The organism is Candidatus Sulfotelmatobacter sp., from assembly GCA_036500765.1.
In the GTDB taxonomy this organism is placed as follows: domain Bacteria; phylum Acidobacteriota; class Terriglobia; order Terriglobales; family Acidobacteriaceae; genus Sulfotelmatobacter.
The window spans coordinates 1,715,570-1,734,183 of sequence record DASYBM010000004.1 but is presented as its reverse complement, the minus strand read 5'-3'; the positions used below and the strand labels follow the sequence as shown (position 1 = coordinate 1,734,183).

The 18,614-nt window shown below is 59.5% G+C and carries 14 protein-coding genes; 6 read left to right on the top strand and 8 right to left on the bottom strand.

Translation table 11 applies throughout. The annotated features are described in order from the left end of the window. The first annotated feature begins 13 nt into the window (after positions 1–13). The gene (locus VGM18_10280) at positions 14–652 is read left to right on the top strand and encodes a hypothetical protein (protein ID HEY3973382.1); all 639 of its coding nucleotides are present in this window, start codon (positions 14–16) and stop codon (positions 650–652) included. Beyond that, positions 653–3,790: an Ig-like domain-containing protein gene (locus tag VGM18_10275; GenBank protein HEY3973381.1), complete on the top strand. Its 3,138-nt coding sequence runs from the start codon at positions 653–655 to the stop codon at positions 3,788–3,790. 198 nt (positions 3,791–3,988) lie between these two features. Here VGM18_10275 and VGM18_10270 read toward each other — a convergent pair whose 3' ends face one another. Beyond that, positions 3,989–6,367, bottom strand: coding sequence for a S9 family peptidase (locus VGM18_10270; protein ID HEY3973380.1), 2,379 nt, complete (start codon positions 6,365–6,367; stop codon positions 3,989–3,991). Positions 6,368–6,682: 315 nt separating this feature from the next. On the opposite strand from VGM18_10270, the gene VGM18_10265 reads away from it, so the two are divergent. After that, positions 6,683–7,054, top strand: a complete 372-nt coding sequence (locus VGM18_10265; GenBank protein HEY3973379.1) for a GIY-YIG nuclease family protein — start codon at positions 6,683–6,685, stop codon at positions 7,052–7,054. A 158-nt stretch (positions 7,055–7,212) separates the two neighbouring features. Here VGM18_10265 and VGM18_10260 read toward each other — a convergent pair whose 3' ends face one another. Together VGM18_10260 and VGM18_10255 are read right to left on the bottom strand one after the other, a co-directional pair. Beyond that, complete coding sequence (locus VGM18_10260; protein ID HEY3973378.1) at positions 7,213–7,629, bottom strand: type II toxin-antitoxin system VapC family toxin; 417 nt, start codon at positions 7,627–7,629, stop codon at positions 7,213–7,215. 12 nt (positions 7,630–7,641) lie between these two features. Further along, on the bottom strand, positions 7,642–7,884 hold the full coding sequence (locus VGM18_10255; GenBank protein HEY3973377.1) for a hypothetical protein: 243 nt from the start codon (positions 7,882–7,884) through the stop codon (positions 7,642–7,644). 353 nt (positions 7,885–8,237) lie between these two features. Between VGM18_10255 and VGM18_10250 the strand changes: the two genes are divergently transcribed. Then, positions 8,238–9,101 (top strand): hypothetical protein, encoded by an 864-nt coding sequence (locus VGM18_10250; protein ID HEY3973376.1) that lies wholly within the window; start codon positions 8,238–8,240, stop codon positions 9,099–9,101. A gap of 36 nt (positions 9,102–9,137) precedes the next feature. Here the strand turns inward: VGM18_10250 and VGM18_10245 are convergent, their stop codons facing one another. The 4 genes from VGM18_10245 to VGM18_10230 form a co-directional block, all read right to left on the bottom strand. Continuing rightward, entirely contained in the window at positions 9,138–9,563 is a 426-nt protein-coding gene (locus tag VGM18_10245; protein HEY3973375.1) for a hypothetical protein, read from the bottom strand. Positions 9,564–9,609: 46 nt separating this feature from the next. After that, positions 9,610–10,221 (bottom strand): HNH endonuclease, encoded by a 612-nt coding sequence (locus VGM18_10240; protein ID HEY3973374.1) that lies wholly within the window; start codon positions 10,219–10,221, stop codon positions 9,610–9,612. A gap of 113 nt (positions 10,222–10,334) precedes the next feature. Continuing rightward, a complete protein-coding gene (locus VGM18_10235; GenBank protein HEY3973373.1) occupies positions 10,335–11,174 on the bottom strand; it encodes a ComF family protein in 840 nt (279 codons plus the stop codon). Between the two features lie 909 nt (positions 11,175–12,083). Continuing rightward, the gene (locus VGM18_10230; GenBank protein HEY3973372.1) at positions 12,084–12,587 is read right to left on the bottom strand and encodes an OsmC family protein; all 504 of its coding nucleotides are present in this window, start codon (positions 12,585–12,587) and stop codon (positions 12,084–12,086) included. A 197-nt stretch (positions 12,588–12,784) separates the two neighbouring features. Between VGM18_10230 and VGM18_10225 the strand changes: the two genes are divergently transcribed. Continuing rightward, complete coding sequence (locus VGM18_10225; GenBank protein ID HEY3973371.1) at positions 12,785–15,949, top strand: protein kinase; 3,165 nt, start codon at positions 12,785–12,787, stop codon at positions 15,947–15,949. Positions 15,950–15,980: 31 nt separating this feature from the next. Here VGM18_10225 and VGM18_10220 read toward each other — a convergent pair whose 3' ends face one another. Further along, a complete protein-coding gene (locus tag VGM18_10220; protein HEY3973370.1) occupies positions 15,981–16,253 on the bottom strand; it encodes a DUF4242 domain-containing protein in 273 nt (90 codons plus the stop codon). Positions 16,254–16,533: 280 nt separating this feature from the next. Here VGM18_10220 and VGM18_10215 point away from each other — a divergent pair, with 280 nt between their 5' ends. Next, positions 16,534–18,609 carry an oligopeptide transporter, OPT family gene (locus VGM18_10215; protein HEY3973369.1) on the top strand — a complete coding sequence of 692 codons (2,076 nt, stop codon included), beginning with the start codon at positions 16,534–16,536 and terminating at the stop codon, positions 18,607–18,609. Positions 18,610–18,614: the final 5 nt, after the last annotated feature.

The following is an 18,614-nucleotide window of genomic DNA, read 5'->3' as shown; positions in this document are numbered from 1 at the left end:
CGAGGTCTCCCCAATGCCTGGGAGAAGTTGCGCTCGTCTGCTCGTTATTTCGCTGCTGATTGTGTCTGCTGCGCCGATGCGCGGACAGGCGGATCGGCTCGGCGTTTCGCAGAATGCGGAAGTTGGGACAGCCCCGTCCATTCTGGATTTATATAGCCTGCGGCCACCCCGGACGGGGGCGTCCGGGGCTCCACTTCAGCCCCCTCCAATCAGGCCCGTCGGATTCCACCTGATCGCCAGCGCGGCCGGGACGATTTTCTCGGGCACTGTCACGAGCGTGGCGCGGCGGCCTTTTTCCCGCGGCCAAACCGTCGAGACGGTGGCGATTACATTCCACATTGAGAACGCGATTCGAGGCGCCGCGCCGGGCCAGGATCTGACCGTTCTGCAATGGACGGGCCTGTGGTCGGCGGGGCAGCGCTATCGCGTGGGCGAGCGCGTGCTTCTTTTTTTATATCCACCGAGCAAGCTGGGACTGACCAGTTGCGTCGCCGGGCCGATGGGACGTTTCACGATCGATCCGCGCGGACGCGTGCTGTTGACGGCACAACATCTTTCATCTTTTAAGGCCGATCCCATTCTGGGCGGGAAAGCGCTCGCCAGTTTCAGCGACTTCGCCCGGGCGGTCGAGCGCGCTGGCCAGGAGGAGTAAGTGCGATCCGAGGCATCGCAATCCAAAGCATCCGCTGAGACGACGGCCGACACGACGATCCTCAAAAATCGTACGCCGCGAATGGTGGAAACATCGGCGGCGCGGGCGTTCATCGTGCGCCTGGCCTTGGCATTGGCAATCGTGTTGCTGTTCGCCCTGCTATCCCGGGCCGGAGGCCCGAAATACATCGCCGGGACGGCATACTTTAACGCCTCCATGACCGGGCAGCCGCTGGTGTGGTCACAGGGAGTCGTAACGTATTACACAGATCAAGGAGATCTCAGCCCGGTCCTGCCCAACGCGTCCGCCAACAGCTTCGTCGCCGACGCCTTCAGCCAGTGGACCGCCGTTCCCACGGCGGCGCTTGCTATCACAAGCGGAGGCCAACTCGCCGAAGACGTAAACGGTACCAACGTTACGCTGAATTCCGACGGCACCATCTCCATGCCCGCCGACATTCAGCCGACTGCGACCGCCACGCCCGTGGGAATTGTGTATGACCTCGACGGATCGGTGACCGATGCCTTGGTCGGCGCGGGGGCGGGCGATGCCAGCCAGTGTTTCTCCAATGCGGTCTATGGCGGCGACGACAACTATGGAACATCGGCGAATTTTCAGCATGCGCTGATCGTGATCAACGGCCAGTGCGCGCAACAATCGTCGCAGCTCATTGATGTGGAGTACCGCCTGGTCCGCGTGATCGGGGGAGTGCTCGGGCTGGGCTGGTCGCAACTAAACACCAACGTGCAGAGTTTAGACCCATTTCCTACGCCCGACGACTATCTGGGATTCCCCGTCATGCACTTCGCCGATCCTCTAAATTGCGTGCCCATTACGATCTGCTACGCCAATCCTTATCAGCTCGCCATGGATGACGTTGCATCGGTGTCGCGGCTGTATCCGGTCACGGCCGAGAACCAGCAAAACTTCAGTGGCAGCCAGATATTTTCCGCAGTCACGGCGCGCATTCATGGGTCGGTATGGTTCGCCGACCCGCAGGGAAATCCCACACAGGCAATGCAGGGAGTCAATGTCGTGGCGCGCTGGATCGATCCGACTACCAACCTGCCCTCGGGCCGGTATGCCGCGTCCGCGGTCTCCGGCTTTTTGTTCGCTGGCAACGCAGGCAATCCTATTACCGGCTTCTATGACGCGCTTGGAGACCCCCTGGCGGAATGGGGATCGAATAGCGCAGACGTGGAAGGTTTTTTCGACCTGGCTGGACTGCAAACGCCGAACGGCAGGAGCGCGCAATACCAGTTGAGCGTGGAAGCTCTCGACCCAACCTGGTCGACCGATGTTGGCCCGTACACGCCCGGTCCGGTCGCGCCGTCGCCTGCCTCGCTGGTCGTGCCTACCACGGTAACGGTAACAACGGGCAATGACGTTGAGCAGGATATTGTGATGGGCGGCAGCGCGCAGCCTCGGCCGCACGCCGCGTCCACATGGACCGCTCCGGCGGCGTTGCCCCTGGGGGCAGATTGGCAATCGACATTCAGCGGCTATGGAGATCTGTCGTACTTCCTGTTGCCCGCGCAAGCCAATCGCACATTGTCAGTGGCTGTAACTTCTCTCGATGAATATGGCAATCCCACGCTGCTCAAAGCGCAGCCGGTAATTGGCATGTGGGCGGCTTCGGATTCGCAAGGCACGGCGCCTCCCGCCTTTACTCCGTCGCCCTTCAATCAGCTCAACAATGGGCTCACGCGACTGGACGCGCAAATCAATACCTCTACGAACTTCCTGATCGCAATATCGGATGTTCGCGGCGACGGCCGGCCGGATTATCGCTATCACGGATATGTGCTGTACGGCGATTCCGTGGTTCCGGCGCGCGTGGGGGTGAGTGGGGGCGCGATTACCGTGCAAGGCACGGGCTTCAATGCGGGATTGACTACCACAATCGGCAGCACGGTGGCGGTTCCGTTCGTGGTAAACGCCGGTCAAATGATTCTGGCTGCGCCTCCGCGGGGAGATGGAGTAGAAAACATTACTATCAGCGATCCGGTCAGCGGCGGCTCTTCCGCGATGACCGGCGTGCTGACTTATGGCGCGGCGGCCACCGACAACATTGTGCTATTGAGCGGCCTGAATCCGCCGACGCCGGTCGGCACGCAGGCTACGAACGCCGTACAGGTGCGCGTGCTGGCTTCCGATGGCGTGACGCCGGTCAGTGGGGCCACGATCGTTTGGAGCAGTACCGACCAGCTACAGCTTTCGACGTGCTCCGGAACTGCGTCTTGTACGGTGACCAGCGATGCAAGTGGATATGCAGTCACGTGGGTTACGCCTGCGGCCTTGGGCGTGGCCACGGCCACCGCAACCCTCGCGCCGGGAGCGTATAGTCCGGCGAAATCGGTAACCGCAACTGTTGAGGCGACGGAATCGAGCGCCGACATTGGAGTTTCGGCGGGTTATCTTTGGATCGCTGAGGGCGCCACCGTTAGTATTCCTCTGACCGCGCGCGTGTTGAGCAACGGCGTCGCGCAGAACAATGCAAGAGTTAACTTTAGCCTGATCAATGGCTCCGGAACGCTGAGCGCCGCCAGCGCGCAAACCAGTTCCACCGGTTACGCGACCGTCACGCTGACGGTTACAGAAATCGAATCGTCGCTACAGGTAAATGCCTGCGCGGTTCTGGCCAACAACCCGTGCCGACCCATTTATGTAACTGCGGTACCGCTCGCCCAACAGAATTTGCAGACGGTGTCGGGAGCGGGCCAGGTCTCAACCGGAGGGGCGTTTCAGCCGGTGCAGGTTAAGGTAACGGATTCTTCCTCGCCGCCGAATCCGGTGATCGCGGCCAACGTGGCGTTTCTGACCACTGTGCTGCGGCCTATCGGAGCTTCTGCCGGCGAAAACGGAAGCGATCCGGTAACGCCCGTGATCTTGAACGTGAGCCAGAGCAGCGTTACGACCGATCTGAACGGATTGGCGAGCACAGCGCCCTCGGCCGCAGGCTTTAGCGGCCCGCTCGAAGTGGACGTCACCGCCACGGCGGGGATCAGCACCGTGCTCGACTTTCCCTTGGACTTGTTCCCGTCTCCGACCATGCCGGACAAGCCCGGCCCCACTCCGCCCATCGTCGGTCGAGCCCCATGCCCGTGTGGGGCGGACACTCCTGTCCGCCGCTTTTGACGTTGATTTTGAGTCTGATTTTTGCTCTAGCCTTTGACTTTAACTTTGTTCTTGCAGTGGTTTCGGGTGAGCTTCGAGCAGAGAATACAAACTCAAATCAAAACCAAGAGCAAAATCAAAACAGCGGACAAAGCCTGCCCTGAGCTTGTCGAAGAGAGTGTCCGCTCCACACAACTACTTCCACTACTTCCACACGAACTATTTCTTTGTTCCCTGATCTTTTGTCCACTGATCCACCCAGGCGTTTACCGTCTCATACCAGAGCCGCGAGTTCTGTGGCTTGAGCACCCAATGCCCCTCGTCGGGGAAGTAGAGCATCTTCGATGGGACGCCTTCCATTTGCAGAGTGGTGAAAAGCTGGAAGCCCTCGCTCACGTCGAGGCGGTAGTCGCGCTGGCCGTGGATGACCAGGGTTGGCGTCTTGAAATTTTTCGCGTACTGGTGCGGCGACCACTTTTCGTAGCTGGCGCGGTTGTCGTAGGGCGTGCCTTTGAACTCCCAGTCGTTGAACCAGAGTTCTTCGGTCGATCCCCAGGCCGACTCGGCGTTGAACATGCCGTCGTGCGACACCAGGCATTTGAAACGATCGGTGTGGCCGAGGATCCAGTTGATCATATATCCGCCGTAGCTGGCGCCCAGCGCGCACTCTCGGTCTTTATCAATAAAACCGTAATGCGCCTCGGCGTAGTCGAGGCCCTTCATCAGGTCTTCATACGGAGCGCCGCCCCAGTCGCCGTTGATGGCGTCGATGAACTTCTGTCCGTAGCCGGTCGAGCCGTGGAAGTTGATCATGATGACGACGTATCCGCTGGGCGTGGATGAAGTTGGCGCCGCGAACAGTTCGGGATTCCAGCGATAGCTCCAGTCATCTCCCCAGGCGCCTTGCGGCCCGCCGTGAATGAGGAACTTCACGGGATATTTCTTGTGCTCATCAAAGTTCGGTGGCTTGACCAGGAAGCCTTGGACGCTTTCGTTATGCGCCCCAGTGAACCAGAAGGATTCGAGTGGGGGCATCGAAACTTGAGACAGAAGTGCATCATTGAAATGAGTGAGCGGTTTGCCTGGAGAGTTATCTTTTTCGGTGCTTATCTCGCTAAGAGGTTCAGCGTAAATTTCGGTCGGATGCTGAAGTGACATTCGTGTAAATGCCAGGGTTTTGCCGGCAGGCGAGACATTCAGATCGTCATCAAATGTAGCGGTAGGGAGCGGCGGATACATGGTAGTCGCCGCTTCGCCCCGTAGCACGTCCCACCATCCTCTGGCCGGCGCAAGAGGCCGATCGATGTCCACAAATGTTATTGACGAGTACTCGTCATTCTGGAAGCTAAGGAATATCCGCCTGGAATCAGTTGCCCACGCGAATGTCCCAACCCATGCGTCAAACCCTTCCGTCAGATTCTTCTTCTCGCCCGTCTTGCGGTCGTAGAGCATCAGGCGGAAGCGGTCGCTTTCGTATCCGGGACGCTGCTGGGCTCGGTAGGCGATGTAGCGGCCATCGGGCGAATAGAGCGGAGTCGAGTCGCTGGCGGGATTGTCGGCGGTGATGTTCTTGGCGGGCCCTCCCGTGACCGGGACGATCCACAGATCGTTGTTGGTGGAAGCGGCTGGATTCTTGTCGTGGTTCGAGGCGTAGCAAATTTCCTTTCCGTCGGGCGAGAAAGCATAGTTGTCCTGCCCGCCCAGCGAGAACACGGGTGAATCGTAGTCACCCGGAGTTAAGTCGCGGGGCGGATGGTTATCGATGACGCCTTCGGGCGAAATCGCCGTCGGGGTCGGAAGCGTGGCTACGTAGATATGCGTCCGCTTGCCTTCCCTGTATGCGTTCCAGTGGCGATAGAGGAGATGGTCGAAAATCTGCGCCTTGACTTTGGATTTGCGCGCCTCGGCGAGCTTCCTGGCATTGCACGCTTCGTCTATCTGACCACCGACCTCGCCATCGCACTCGGGATATACATCGGAGGTGAAGAGAATGTTCTTGCCGTCGGGAGACCACAATTCACCACTCGCTTCGGTCGCGATCATGGTCAGGGGAAAAACACGGTCCACTTTGCCGGAAGTATCGTCGAAATCGGCAATCCAGACTTGCGAACCGTTTTGTTTCGTCGAGAGAAAGGCGAAGCGCTTGCCATCGGGGGCCCAGCGCGGGCGGTCGCCGTCTTGATTCGGGATTAGCTCGCGTTCCGTGGCTCCCACGTCTCGCAAATTCGGCGAGACCCTTCGACCTTGCTCAGGGCTGGCGTGGGGCACCCCACTTTTGTCTTGATCCCCACTTTTGTCTTGATCCACACTTTTTTCCTTTGTCATTCCGACCGTAGCTGGATGCGAAGCATCCTGCGCAGTGGAGGAACCTGCTTTTCCGTCGTTCAGCGGGACGATCCAGATGTGCGGCATTTTGGTGTTGGCTTCGAGGTTGACGTCGGTCACGCTGAAGATGACCCACTTGCCGTCGGGCGAGACTTGCGGATCGCCCACGCGCTTGAGCTTCATCATGTCTTCGAAGGTGAAGGGATGCTTGGTCTGGGCGAATGCGGGCAGCGTGAATGCGAAGAGAAGAAGAGAGAGTAAAAAGCGGCGCATGAGCGACCTCCGCAACAAACGGATGAGTTTAGCAGGGAGAGGCGCACGGCTTCTAGCCGCTAGCTCGCCATCCACCCTGCTTTGTCATCCTGAGGCCTGCGTTTTTTGCAGGCCGAAGGACCTATGCAACTTGTCGACCGCAAATTCGCCGCCGGCAAGTTGCATAGGTCCCTTCTACTTCGCTCAGGGCAGGCCCTTCGGCGACAGAGAACGTCGCCTCAGGATGACAGGGCTTTTATGGGCTTTTCCACAGCTTGGTGTTTGCACGTCACTGACAGACCTGCACAGGTCTGCCATGCTGCGGAACACATCCGCATGCACCCTCCCAAAACATATTTCGTCTACATCATGACGAACCGCTCGAAGACGCTCTACACCGGAGTGACAAACAGCCTCATTCGCAGAGTGCGTGAGCACAAGGACGGTACCGGTTCCAGATTCGCTGCGAAATACAAACTCGACCGTCTGGTTTATTTTGAGCGCTTCCAAGATGTACACGATGCGATCGAGCGCGAAAAGCGGATCAAGGGCTGGCTGCGCAGCAAGAAGATCGCATTGATTGTCTCGGTCAACCCGGCGTGGAGAGACTTGAGTCTGGAGTGGTATGAGCGGCACGCGTTTCAGCCGGATGCCACGACTGCAAATGGCACGAGCGTCCCTACAAAAGCCACAAAATTGTCATCCTGAGGCTTGCGTTTTTGCAGGCCGAAGGACCTATGCAATCCGCGGCGAGTTGCATAGATCCTTCGGCGACAAGAACGTCGCCTCAGGATGACAAGGGACTTTTTGTGCGTCCCCTCTTAGCGCTCCTTTTTTTCCAGAGGAGGGGACGCCGGCGCTATGCGTTAAAGCCAGGGATTCACCAGGGGCACACCGCAATCTTGGAAGTCAGAAGTGTTGCGAGTGGCCAGCGTAGCCTTGCGGGAACGGGCAATAGCGGCGATCTGCGCGTCAAGTTCGGCGATCGGGTGGCCACGTCCGCGGCGGGCCGCTGCGATTTCCGAAAATCCCCGGGCTGCTTCTTCGTCGAAGGGAAGAATGCGACCGAAAAAATCCTGAGCGAAGACGACTTCGGCTTCCGTCGAGAGCCTGTCGTGACGCTTCCCTTTGGGAAGAAGCTCGATGCCGTATAGAATTTCCGCCATGGTTATAGCGCTGGTGTAGAGTTCCGTGGACCGGTGCTGCGACCACCACCCTAACACGCGAGGCGAAGGAACTAACTGCATTATCTCCGAGATCACATTGGTATCGACGATTAGCATTGCGGCAAGTTCTCAACGAATGCCAGGATCGCGGATCGGGCCACGAGGAGGAATCTTCAGGTCAACGCCTCCTAAGGCGGCAAAACGCCGGTGGATTTTTTGGCCGAGATCTTCGGACTTTGGCTCGGGACGAGCCAGAGCCGCTTCCAGCAATTCACGAGCTTCCTGCTCCATAGAGTGGCCGTTGCGTGCCGCGCGTAAACGCAGGCGACGCTTGGTATTCTCCGGGAGGCGGCGGATGGTGATGCTAGCCATAGGAGAAATGATAGCACTGCAATCATTGATTGCACAGGGGCGGGCGTCGGGCATCAGAGCTCCAACCTCGGACTTCAGGACCTTGGTTACAGCCCTCTTCGTCCCGGGCAGACTGCAACACGCTTCGTTCGCCTGACGCCTGACGCCTGACGCCCGCTCTTGCCGGCAACCTCTTTTCGTCTCTGGCATCCAAGTGAGTGGCAGAACTGCAGCGCCCTTCCCTCCAGCCTCACTGAGCGGAGAGGGGTTGGAGGGTCGGGTTGCCGCGGTGTGGCGTTTTCGCGTTTCATACGACACTCTTGGCGTTTCGTACAACGCCGGCACGACTATTGCTCATCCGATAAACTAGGCTTATGAAATCGGTATCCGCTCGTTTCCTGTGTTTATCTCTGCTGGCCTGCGCGCTGGCCGCTTTGCCTGTGCGCGCACAGGAAGGCCCGCTGTTGAGCGACCCCCCCAAGGACGCTACCCCGGAAGAAATCATCAAGCGGTTCTCGGCCAAAGAGACCGAGTTTGCCAAGGCGCGGGATCAATACACGTATCGCCAGGATGTAAAGGTTGAAACTCTCGACGGCTCGACCGTTACGGGACAGTATCACGAAGTGTTCGACGTGATGTTTAACGATCAGGGCAAGCGCATCGAGAACGTGGTCTTCGCGCCGCAGTCGTCGCTGGAAGCAGGCGGAATTTCCATGGACCAGGGCGACTTTGAGGACATCCGGCATCGCCTGCCGTTTGTGCTGACCGAGGCTGACCTGCCGGAATACAACATTCTCTACGTTGGGCAGCAGCAGGAAGACGAGGTGCACTGTTATGTGTTCGACATCGCGCCCAAGAAGATTGAAGGCAAGAAGCGCTACTTTCAAGGGCGCATTTGGGTCGACGACCACGATTTTCAGATCGTAAAAACTTATGGCAAGTCCGTACCGGATATTCGCAAGAATCACGGCAACGATGAGAATCTTTATCCCAAGTTCACTACCTGGCGGCAGCAGATTGACGGGCAGTACTGGTTCCCGGTCTATACCCGGGCCGACGACGAACTGCATTTCAAGCTACAGGACGTGCACATCCGCGAAATCGTGAAGTATGAAGACTACAAGCGATTCGGGGCCAATACGAAGATTCTGTATCAGGGCAAGGAAATTCCCAAGGATCAGAAGCCGCCGGAGCAGAAGAAGCCGGACGAGAAGGATCCGAACGCGCCACAGAAGTAGGAGCTTTTTCAGCGATGCTAAATGGGAGAGATTCTCTTACAGCGAAGGGTCTCCTGGCTCTTGCTTCGGGCGTTGCTTGACCGGAGGCTGATTTATCGGGTCGTTCACTTCAATCATGCAACGCCGTGGCACATGGCCCGAGCACGTTAGCAGCGCTTCGCCATTTTCCGAAGATTTTATGAACTGCCCCTGCGTCAAGGTTCGTTTTCCGCCGTCTTTGAACTTGATGACACAGGCCGTCGAAGCGGTGTGGGTCTCGTCATAAACCTCGACCAGCATGCAAAACAGGGTGTCATCCTTCACAACCGACGCGTGGCCGATCATGTCCGGCCCATCGGGATGATTTCCCTGCCGGCTCTCGATGAACGAGGTAGGGTGAACAGGTTTTGCCTCGTCTTGGCCAAATGATGCGGCGCTACAAAGGACTACCAACGGAATCAGGATGGGAAAATTGGGTTTCACGTGCGCCCCTCCGCGTAGCTTGAAATTAGCAGCTTCTTTCGGAACGCTAGTAGAACAAATACTTCCGCCACTTATCGTCGGATCGTCCCATCAGGCGCATGATGTGGCGGCTGGTGTGTAGGTTGAAGGCGCGGGGTTCGCGCATCAGCTTCATGCCGGCTTCGGCGGGATACTGGTTGCCCTTGCGGCGGTTGCAGGTGTGGCAGCAGGCGACGAGATTTTCCCAGGTCGAGGAGCCTCCGCGGGAGCGGGGGATGACGTGGTCGAGCGTAAGTTCGCCCGAGGGCAGCACGGTGGCGCAATACTGGCAGCTATTGCGGTCGCGCAGCAGAATGTTCTTGCGGGAGAGCGCGCGGCTCTGGTGCGGAATGCGGCGGTACTCGAGCAGGCGGATCACCGACGGCAGGCGCATGGCCACGCGGGGCGAGTGCAGGAAGTGTCCATTCTCTTCTTCGGTCATGGCCACGCCCTTCAGGACAAGGACCAGAGCGCGGCGGGCGGCGCAGACGTTGATGGGCTCATAGGATGCGTTGAGTACTAGAACGGGTGCAAGCAGAGCATGGCCATCGCCCGCGCGGTGCGCCGCCGCCGCCGCCGGCGAGAACAGGCCGGCGGCGTGCCGGGAGCTTGCATCGTACTGTTCTGTTCTCAGCGACATGTATCAATCCCAGGTTCAAGGTTCCAGGGTTTCAGGTTCAAAGTCTTAGAATTCCAATTCTTGGCCGGCATTCTTAACCTTTGCAACCTTGAAACTTTGAAACCTAGCTTTGCCTAGCTAACGGCCTTAGCCACGATCTCTTCATCCTGCTCGACATCATCCTGCTCGACTTCGGCTCCGTCCGGCTGAAATTCAGCATAATTAGATGCCAATTTCAGGGTGCGCGCCACCGTAGCGACCCATACGCGCGATGCTCCGGCCCGGCGCAGCACGCGGGCACATTCGGTAGCCGTGGTGCCGGTGGTGTAGACATCATCCACCAGAATTACTTCACGTCCAGTGACTTCCGGGGCACGCGCCACGGCGAAAGCTCCGCGAAGATTCTCGCGACGCTGGTGGCTGGTCAATCCGATTTGCGAATGCGTGTCGCGGGTGCGCAAGAGCAAATCGGGAATCAACTGCAAACGCTGGCGCGCGGAATAGACCTTCAATCCGGCTCGGGCGATCAATTCGGACTGATTGAAGCCCCGCTGCCGCCGTTTGCTCTTATGCAGCGGCACGGGGATGACGGCGATGCGACCGCGATCGAAAAGGCCGGCCTGCTCAAATGAGGGTTCCAGAGCCGCGAGGGCCTCGGCCAGCATGCGTCCCAGAACGTTAGCTGCTGGGCGCACGCCGTTGTATTTCAGCAGATGAACCAGTTCGCGGAGCCCGCCGTCGTAACTGCCATAGGCCACCGCCCGGGCAAAGGGACGGTCGATGCGACGGCATACAGGACATCGCCGCAGCCCATCGGCGTCGATCTCGGCGTAGGTCGAAAGCACGCGCTCGCCGCAAACCGAGCAGGTCTTGCCGCGCACCGGATGAATGCGCCCCAGGCAATCCAGGCACACCGGAAGACGGGAGATATTTAGCAGAGGCTCGGCGCAAATGCGGCAATCGGAAGGAAACAAAACCGAGAACAGACTTTCGGAAACTCGGACCCAAAAAACTCGTCCAAAGCTGGACGGTCCAGAGCTGGATGGCGCGGGCTGCGACGGCTGAGCCGGAACAATAGAAGGCCCCACGACTGCGACGCTGGCGTGGTTCGCCCGGATTCGGTCCTCGCTACTGCTGAAGACGGCCTCCTCGTCATCCCGCGAGGAATAGTCCGCCGCGGGCGATGGTTCTTGTCTGTCAGTATAGCGGCGATGGCCGCGCTAGGCAACGTTGCGAGTGGACGTGGGCGCCGGCGCGGGTTCCTTACGCGGCATGATCCTTGGCGTATCCGAGAGTCGATCCCGCACCGCGGTAAAAATCAGGCGATAGTCACGCCGGAAACATTCGCCGCAGCGAACCGGCTGTAGAAGAAACAACGGCAAAATATACCGTTCGGTGAAGGTGCGCCGCCGTGAGCGGAAACCTTCTTGGCTGGCGCAATCGCGGCATCGGTACGGGGGAATTAAAGGCCGATCGGGGGAGTCGCTCATATACTTTACACCTCGGGAAGACTTGCGACGAAGCGAGCTGGAACCGATTAACTCTATCTTACACCTGTCGAAGCTTCTCGGCGAGGCCCTCGGTTACGGCTAGCCGCGTTGTAAACTGCGCGCCGTCCATCTCTGCGTTCTTTGCGGCATTTCTTAGCGTTCTTTGCGGTTAAGAGCTGGCCGATTCTAGCCCTCAAGGAAAAACCGTAATTACAAAGTGCGCCAAGAAATGCCGCAAAGAATGCAGAGGCTAAAATAAAGAACGCAAGACTAAATTTAAGATACTGTAGTGCTTCACCGCGAAATCCCAAGCTGAACTACGGTACGCTTGATTGCATAACGACGTTGGATGACACTGCGGAATGCAGAATTTCGAACCGAAGCGGTGGCCAGCTACCCCCGGCCCCAACTGTGTTCAATGCTGGGTGGATGCTGCAAGGTTTGCATCACCACGCAGTACTGTTCTGTTTTCGCTTGCAACGCGGCGAGTTGCTCGGCGGTGGCTTGGGGCGCGCGGACTGAGAAAATGATGCGGATGCTCTGAAATCCGACCGCAGCCTCTTTGGAGAGTCCCAGCGTTCCCTGCAGATCCAGATCGCCCTCGACTGTCACATCAATGCCTTCGGTGGGGATGCCCATGGCGGCGGCCACCATCTGGCAGGTGATCTGGGCGCAGGCGGCGAGCGCGCCCAACAGAAGGTCGCCGGAGCAGGCGCCGGTGCCGGCCCCGCCAACTCCCTGGTGGGCTTGCGCCTGGTAGACGGCCCGTCCCAGGTCTACGGAACAGGAGATAGGAGCGTCCGTCTGGGTGCCGCGCGCCGTCAGGGTGATCCAGGAACTGGCCGGATCCTTCCGGTAGTGGTCTTTGAGCGGTCGCTGCAGCGCGCGAACATCCATGAAATTGGCTCCTGAAATCTGGGTTATTATAAACCGCGGCGGGATAAAGGCGCGGCGCCGTGGGGACGCAGTTTGGCTGACGAGCGGGAGCGATTAAGCAGGAGATCCTTCGGTTCGCCTGAAAAACGGCTCCTCTTGATTGGAAAACGACGTTGGATGACATCGCTTTATACACCAGCCCGCCTCCGTCAAAATCTATGAAGCAGCCGCTCACGCCAGGACTGACGCCCTCGACTCTGTCTCCCGGCATGCGGCTGGGCGGGTACGAAATTATCGAACGGCTGGGCGCGGGCGGCATGGGCGAGGTGTATCGCGCCCGCGACACACGTCTTGATCGCGAAGTCGCCCTCAAGACGCTTTCGCTGGAGCGCTGTTCTCAGCCGGAAGCGCTGGCGCGCTTCGAGAAGGAAGCACGCTCCGCCTGCGCTCTGAATCATCCGAACATCGTCACGATTTACGAACTGGGGCAGAGCAACGGCACGCGCTACATCGCCATGGAACTGGTGCAGGGCGGGACGCTGCGCGACCTGCTGATGGCTGGACCGCTTCCCTTTCGCAAAGCCGTCGTTATTGCGGCGCAGGTCGCCGACGCGCTCGCCAAAGCGCACGAGATTGGGATTGTGCATCGCGACTTGAAGCCGGAGAACCTGATGGTCTCAGGCGATGCCACCGCCAAGATTCTGGATTTCGGTCTGGCGAAATTGCGCGCCGTCGACCCCGCTTCAGACTCGGAGGCTTCGACCAGCATCACCGAAGACGGCACGGTGATGGGCACAATCGGGTATATGTCGCCGGAGCAGGCGACTGGCCGCGAGCTGGATTTTCGCTCCGATCAGTTTTCTTTTGGCTCCGTTCTCTATGAGATGGTGACCGGCTTGGCTGCGTTTCGCAAAAAAAATCATGCGGAGACCACGGCCGCGATTCTGCGCGATGAACCGGAGCGGGCGCGTATGCTGCAAGCACCGCCTCCCTTTCTTTGGATTGTGGATCGCTGCCTGGCGAAAGAGCCGAAAGATCGCTATGCTTCCACTCACGATTTGGCTCGCGACCTGGCCGCGGTGCGCGATCGCGTCGCCGACACTCCGGCGCGCCACGCGGAGACCCGTCCTAACCATCTTCCCATCCCGCGCACGGCATTGATCGGACGCGAATCGGAAGCGTCCGCGCTGCGGCAGATGCTGCGCCGACCGGATGTTCGGCTGGTCACGCTCACCGGTCCGGGAGGGATAGGAAAGACGCGACTCGGGTTGCAAGTGGCGGCTGAGATCGCGGGCGATTTTCCGGGAGGGGTGTGCTTCGTACCTCTGGCAGCGGTGGCCGACCGCGGCTTGATCGCATCCGCCATCGCGCAGGCGGTGGGAGCGCGGGAAACCGGTAATCAATCGCCGCAGGAAAATTTGAAAGAATACCTGGCCGCGCTGGACCAGCCGATGTTTCTGTTGCTCGATAACTTCGAGCACCTGGTTTCAGCCGCGCCAGTGATTGCGCAGTTGCTCACGACCGGCCCGCAGCTGAAGGTGGTGGTGACGAGCCAGGCGCCGCTGCATGTTTACGGGGAACATGAATTTCCGGTGCCGCCGCTCGCCTTACCGGACCTGAATTCGATTCCATCTGTGGAAGTACTGTCGCGCCTGCCGGCGGTCGCGCTTTTTGTGGAACGGGCGCGGGCTGTGAAGCGGGAGTTCGCGCTGACGCGGGAAAATGCCGAGGCGGTCGCGGCGATTTGCGCGCGGCTTGACGGGTTGCCGCTGGCCATCGAACTGGCGGCGGCGCGCATCAAGTTGCTGTCGCCTTCGGCCATGCTGGCGCGACTGGAAAGCCGCTTGAATCTTTTAACTGGCGGCGCCCGCGATTTACCTTCTCGCCAGCAAACTCTGCGCAGCACCGTGGACTGGAGTTATGGATTGCTCAATCCCGCCGAGCAGACGCTGTTCCGCCGGCTGGCGGTCTTCACCGGCGGCAGCACTCTGGAGAGCGTGGAAGCGGTGTGTGACACCAAGGGCGATCTTGGCCTTGATGTGCTCGACGGCATGGCGTCCATGGTCGATAAAAGCCTGGCGCAGCAGGTGGAGCAGGTCGACGCGGACGCGCGATTTCGTTCGCTTTCGACGATTCGCGAATATGCTTTGGAGCGTTTGGCGGAGAGTAACGATGAAGCCGCGACACGCCGCGCCCACGCCGCTTATTTTCTGGTGCTGGCCGAAGAAGGAGCGCAGGATGCGGCCGCACATCCGGAATGGCTCGACCGTTTCGAGACGGAGCATGACAACTTTCGCATGGCGCTCGATTATCTGGTCAAGACCGGGGATGCGGAGTGGGGCATGCGCCTGGGCACCGCGCTGTTTCGCTTCTGGGAGACGCGGGAACATCTTACCGAGGGACGGGATGCAATCGCCAGGTTGCTCGCACTGGAAGGAGCCGCGACGCGCCCCAAGCTGCGCTCGCGCCTGCTGTTCGCGGGCGCTGTGCTGGCCGGCGAACTGGGGGATTTCGGCTCAGCGCGGCAACTCTTCGAAGAGAGTCTCGCGGCCTGTGTCGATCTAGACGATAAGAGCGGCGTGGCTGTGGCGTTGAATGCTCTGGCACTCAACGCTCGCGATCGTGGAGATTTGACCAGCGCGTCGCTGTTATTCGATCGCTGCATCGCGATCTGGAGAGATCTTGGCGATTTGCCCGACGTGGCTCGCGCCCTGTCGAACCAGGCCAACCTGATGAAATTGCAGGGCGACTACGCGCGGGCGTCTTTGCTTTACGCTGAGTGCCTGACCATTTTCCGCCAGGCCGGAGACGGCGCCGGAGCAGCCTGGACGCTGAACTACCAGGGCGACGTGGCTCGCGAAAAAGGCGACTTCGCCGCCGCACGCTCCTACTGCGAACAAAGTCTGGCGGCGTTTCACCAATTGCACGATGGCTGGGGAGTTGCGAGCACACTTTCCGATCTGGCCACATTGAGCTGCGATCAAGGGAACAACACCGAGGCGCGAGGCCTCTACGGTCAAAGCATCAGGTTATTTAAGGAACTGGGCCACAAGCGGGGCATCGCCCGGGCGCTGGAATGTCTGGCGGCCAGTGCCGCGGCGCAATCCCATGCCGAGCATTCGTTGCACCTGGCGGGCGCGGCGGCGGCGCTGCGCCAGAAATTAGGAGCGCCGCTAACGCCCGCGGAAGCGCCGCGCCTCGAAAAGGCTTTGGAATTTGCGCGCAGAACGCTGGGCAATGCGGCGGGCCTGGCGGCGTGGATGGAAGGCTGGGCCATGCCGGTGGAGCAGGCCATTCAGGAAGCGCTGGGTACGGACGCGGAGCTGAAGCTGGCCATGCCAGATTCGTCTTCCAGTTCGATCTCGAAGATTCAACCTGCTTAGTTCAATTCTGGTTAGTTCAATCTGGTTAGTTTCAGCCCGCGCTGCTGGGATCGATGAGTCGCCGCACCGCCGAGATGCGATTGGCAGGGATCCCGACGCGGCGGGCATGATCGCGAACGGCATCCTCATCGGGGGCGAGGTACACGCAATAAACTTTGTCGCCCGTGACATAGCTATGCAGCCAGCGAATTTCCGGGCCCATGTCTTTGAGCACGCCAACCGATTTCTTGCTGACTTCCTGAATTTCCGCGTCTGACAAATTGCCTGCGCCGGGAATCTCGCGCTCGATCACGAATTGCGGCATGGCCACCTCAACGAAGGCTTATGGTAGCAGATTTGACGCGGGCCCAACGCGGAGCCCGTGCTGCCCTGAGCCCCCATCCGGAGCGATGAAGTTTGTAGGGAGCGGGCACTCTTGCCCGCTGGTTTGGGGCTCCGGCCAGCCGGCGGGCAGCAGCGCCTGCTCCACCGGCGCCTGCACCCTTGTCATGCGCCTTCGCCGCATGCTAAGGTGCGCCGTTGTCTAGAATGTGTTTGGAACTATCAACCTTGCTCCCATCCCACGCCCTAAAAGGATCCCAGCGATGAGCAGCGCGGAAATTGGAACGCCGAAGAAGCATGTCCCATTTGTACCTGTGACGATGGAGATGAAAGAGTTCACGCTGCGGGCAATCCTGCTCGGGCTGTTTCTGACGATCATTCTGGGAGCGGCCAATGCTTACCTGGGTCTGCGAGCCGGCATCACCATTGCCGCGACATATCCTGCGGCGGTGATTGCCATGGCCGCGATGCGCGCGTGGAAAGGTTCGCTTCTGGAAGAGAACATTGCGCGAACCGCAGGGTCTATCGGAGAGTCGGTGGCTGCGGGAGCAATTTTCACTCTGCCGGCATTCGTGCTGGCGAAAGCCTGGCCGTCATTCCGGCCACAGGATGCCTATTGGAAATCGACGGCGCTGATCATGGTGGGCAGCATCCTGGGAGTTTTATTTATTTCATTGGTGCGACGGGGCATGGTGGAAGATCCGGAATTGCCCTTTCCGGAATCGCTGGCGGCGGCGGAGATTCACAAAGCGGGACAGCGCGGCGCGCAAGCTGCCAAATATCTCTTCTGGAATATTGGCGTCGGCGGAGTGATTTATATTCTAGGAAAATTTGGCCTCTTTGCCGCCGACACGGACCTTAGCGTTGGCGTCGGCACACTCGGACACAGTCAGGTGCGGCTCGGCAACACCGGCAGCACGCAAGTGCTCGCCACTGGCGGGACCACGGTGTTCGCGGCGCCCAGCGTGAGTCCGGCCTATCTCGGCGTGGGATACATCATTGGGATCAGGTTGGCGTCGATCCAGTTTGCCGGCAGTGTGTTGGCCTGGGGGCTGCTGGTTCCCTTGTTTATTTATTTTCTGGGGCCGCAATTGAGGAACTATATTCCGGCGGACACACCCGACAATTGGGCGAATATGGCGGATGCCGTGTGGCGATACATTGTGCGCCCGATCGCCGTGGGCGGAATGCTGGTAGGTGCGGCCTACACACTTTTCAAGATGCGCGCCAGCCTGACCGCCGGGCTGGGCAAGGCATTCGCGGATTTGCGCCAGACCGCGGAACAGCAAGCCAAACTGGCTCGCACGGAACGTTACATGAGTTCGAAAATAGTCTTCGGACTGATCGCCGGAATGTTTGTTCTGATGTGCGCTCTTTACATCAGGATCTCGGGTTTATTCATGCCCGCGATTCTGGCGGCGGTCGTGATGATCCTGGTGGGATTTTTCTTTGCCACCGTGTCGGGCAATCTGGTGGGATTCATTGGCTCGTCGAACAACCCGATCTCCGGCCTGACGCTGTCGACCTTGCTGATTGCGGCGATACTGATGGTGTTACTCGGAGTGGCGGGACCTTCGGGAGTGGCGGCCGTGCTCGGAGTGGCGGCCGTGGTCTGCGTTTCGTCGGCCGTGGCCGGGGAACTCTTGCAGGACTTCAAAGTCGGGTACATCCTGGGCGGCACACCGGCAAGAATTCAGACTGCTGAATTGATCGCCGTTGTGGTGGCCAGCCTGGTGATGTATTGGCCGATCATGCTGCTGCATGAGGGCAGCATTAAGGCTGGGGGCGTGGGCTTTGGGGGTCCCGAGCTTCCCGCGCCGCAAGCAGGTCTGATGGCGACTCTGGCATCGGGAATTGTGGGCCACGATATGGCGTGGCCGCTGGTGGTGGTGGGAATTCTGTTCGGGATCTCGATGATCATGATGCAAGTGAAAAGTCCGATGCTGGTGGCGGTCGGCATGTATTTGCCGTTCAGCACGACGTTTGCAATTTTTGTAGGCGGAGTCTTTCGCACCATCGGAGATTGGGTCGCCGAGCGTCGCGGCTTCAACAGCGCGCAGAAAGCGCGTGTGGAAAATGCCGGAGTGCTGGTGGCTTCCGGGTTGATCGCGGGCGAAGCGCTCCTGGGCCTGGTGTGGGCAGGATTGCAGTTTGCGCCGGCGCGATTTACATCCTGGACCGGACCCGATGGCAAACACTATCCGCTGCTTTTTCACCATCCCTCGTACCTGATCGGAGGAATGATCGTGCTAATGGGGCTGGCGGCCTTGATGATCGCGACGCCGGTATCGGCTGCCGGAGATCCGAGCGAACCAGCGCCGCCAACGGCGATCATGTAAGTTCG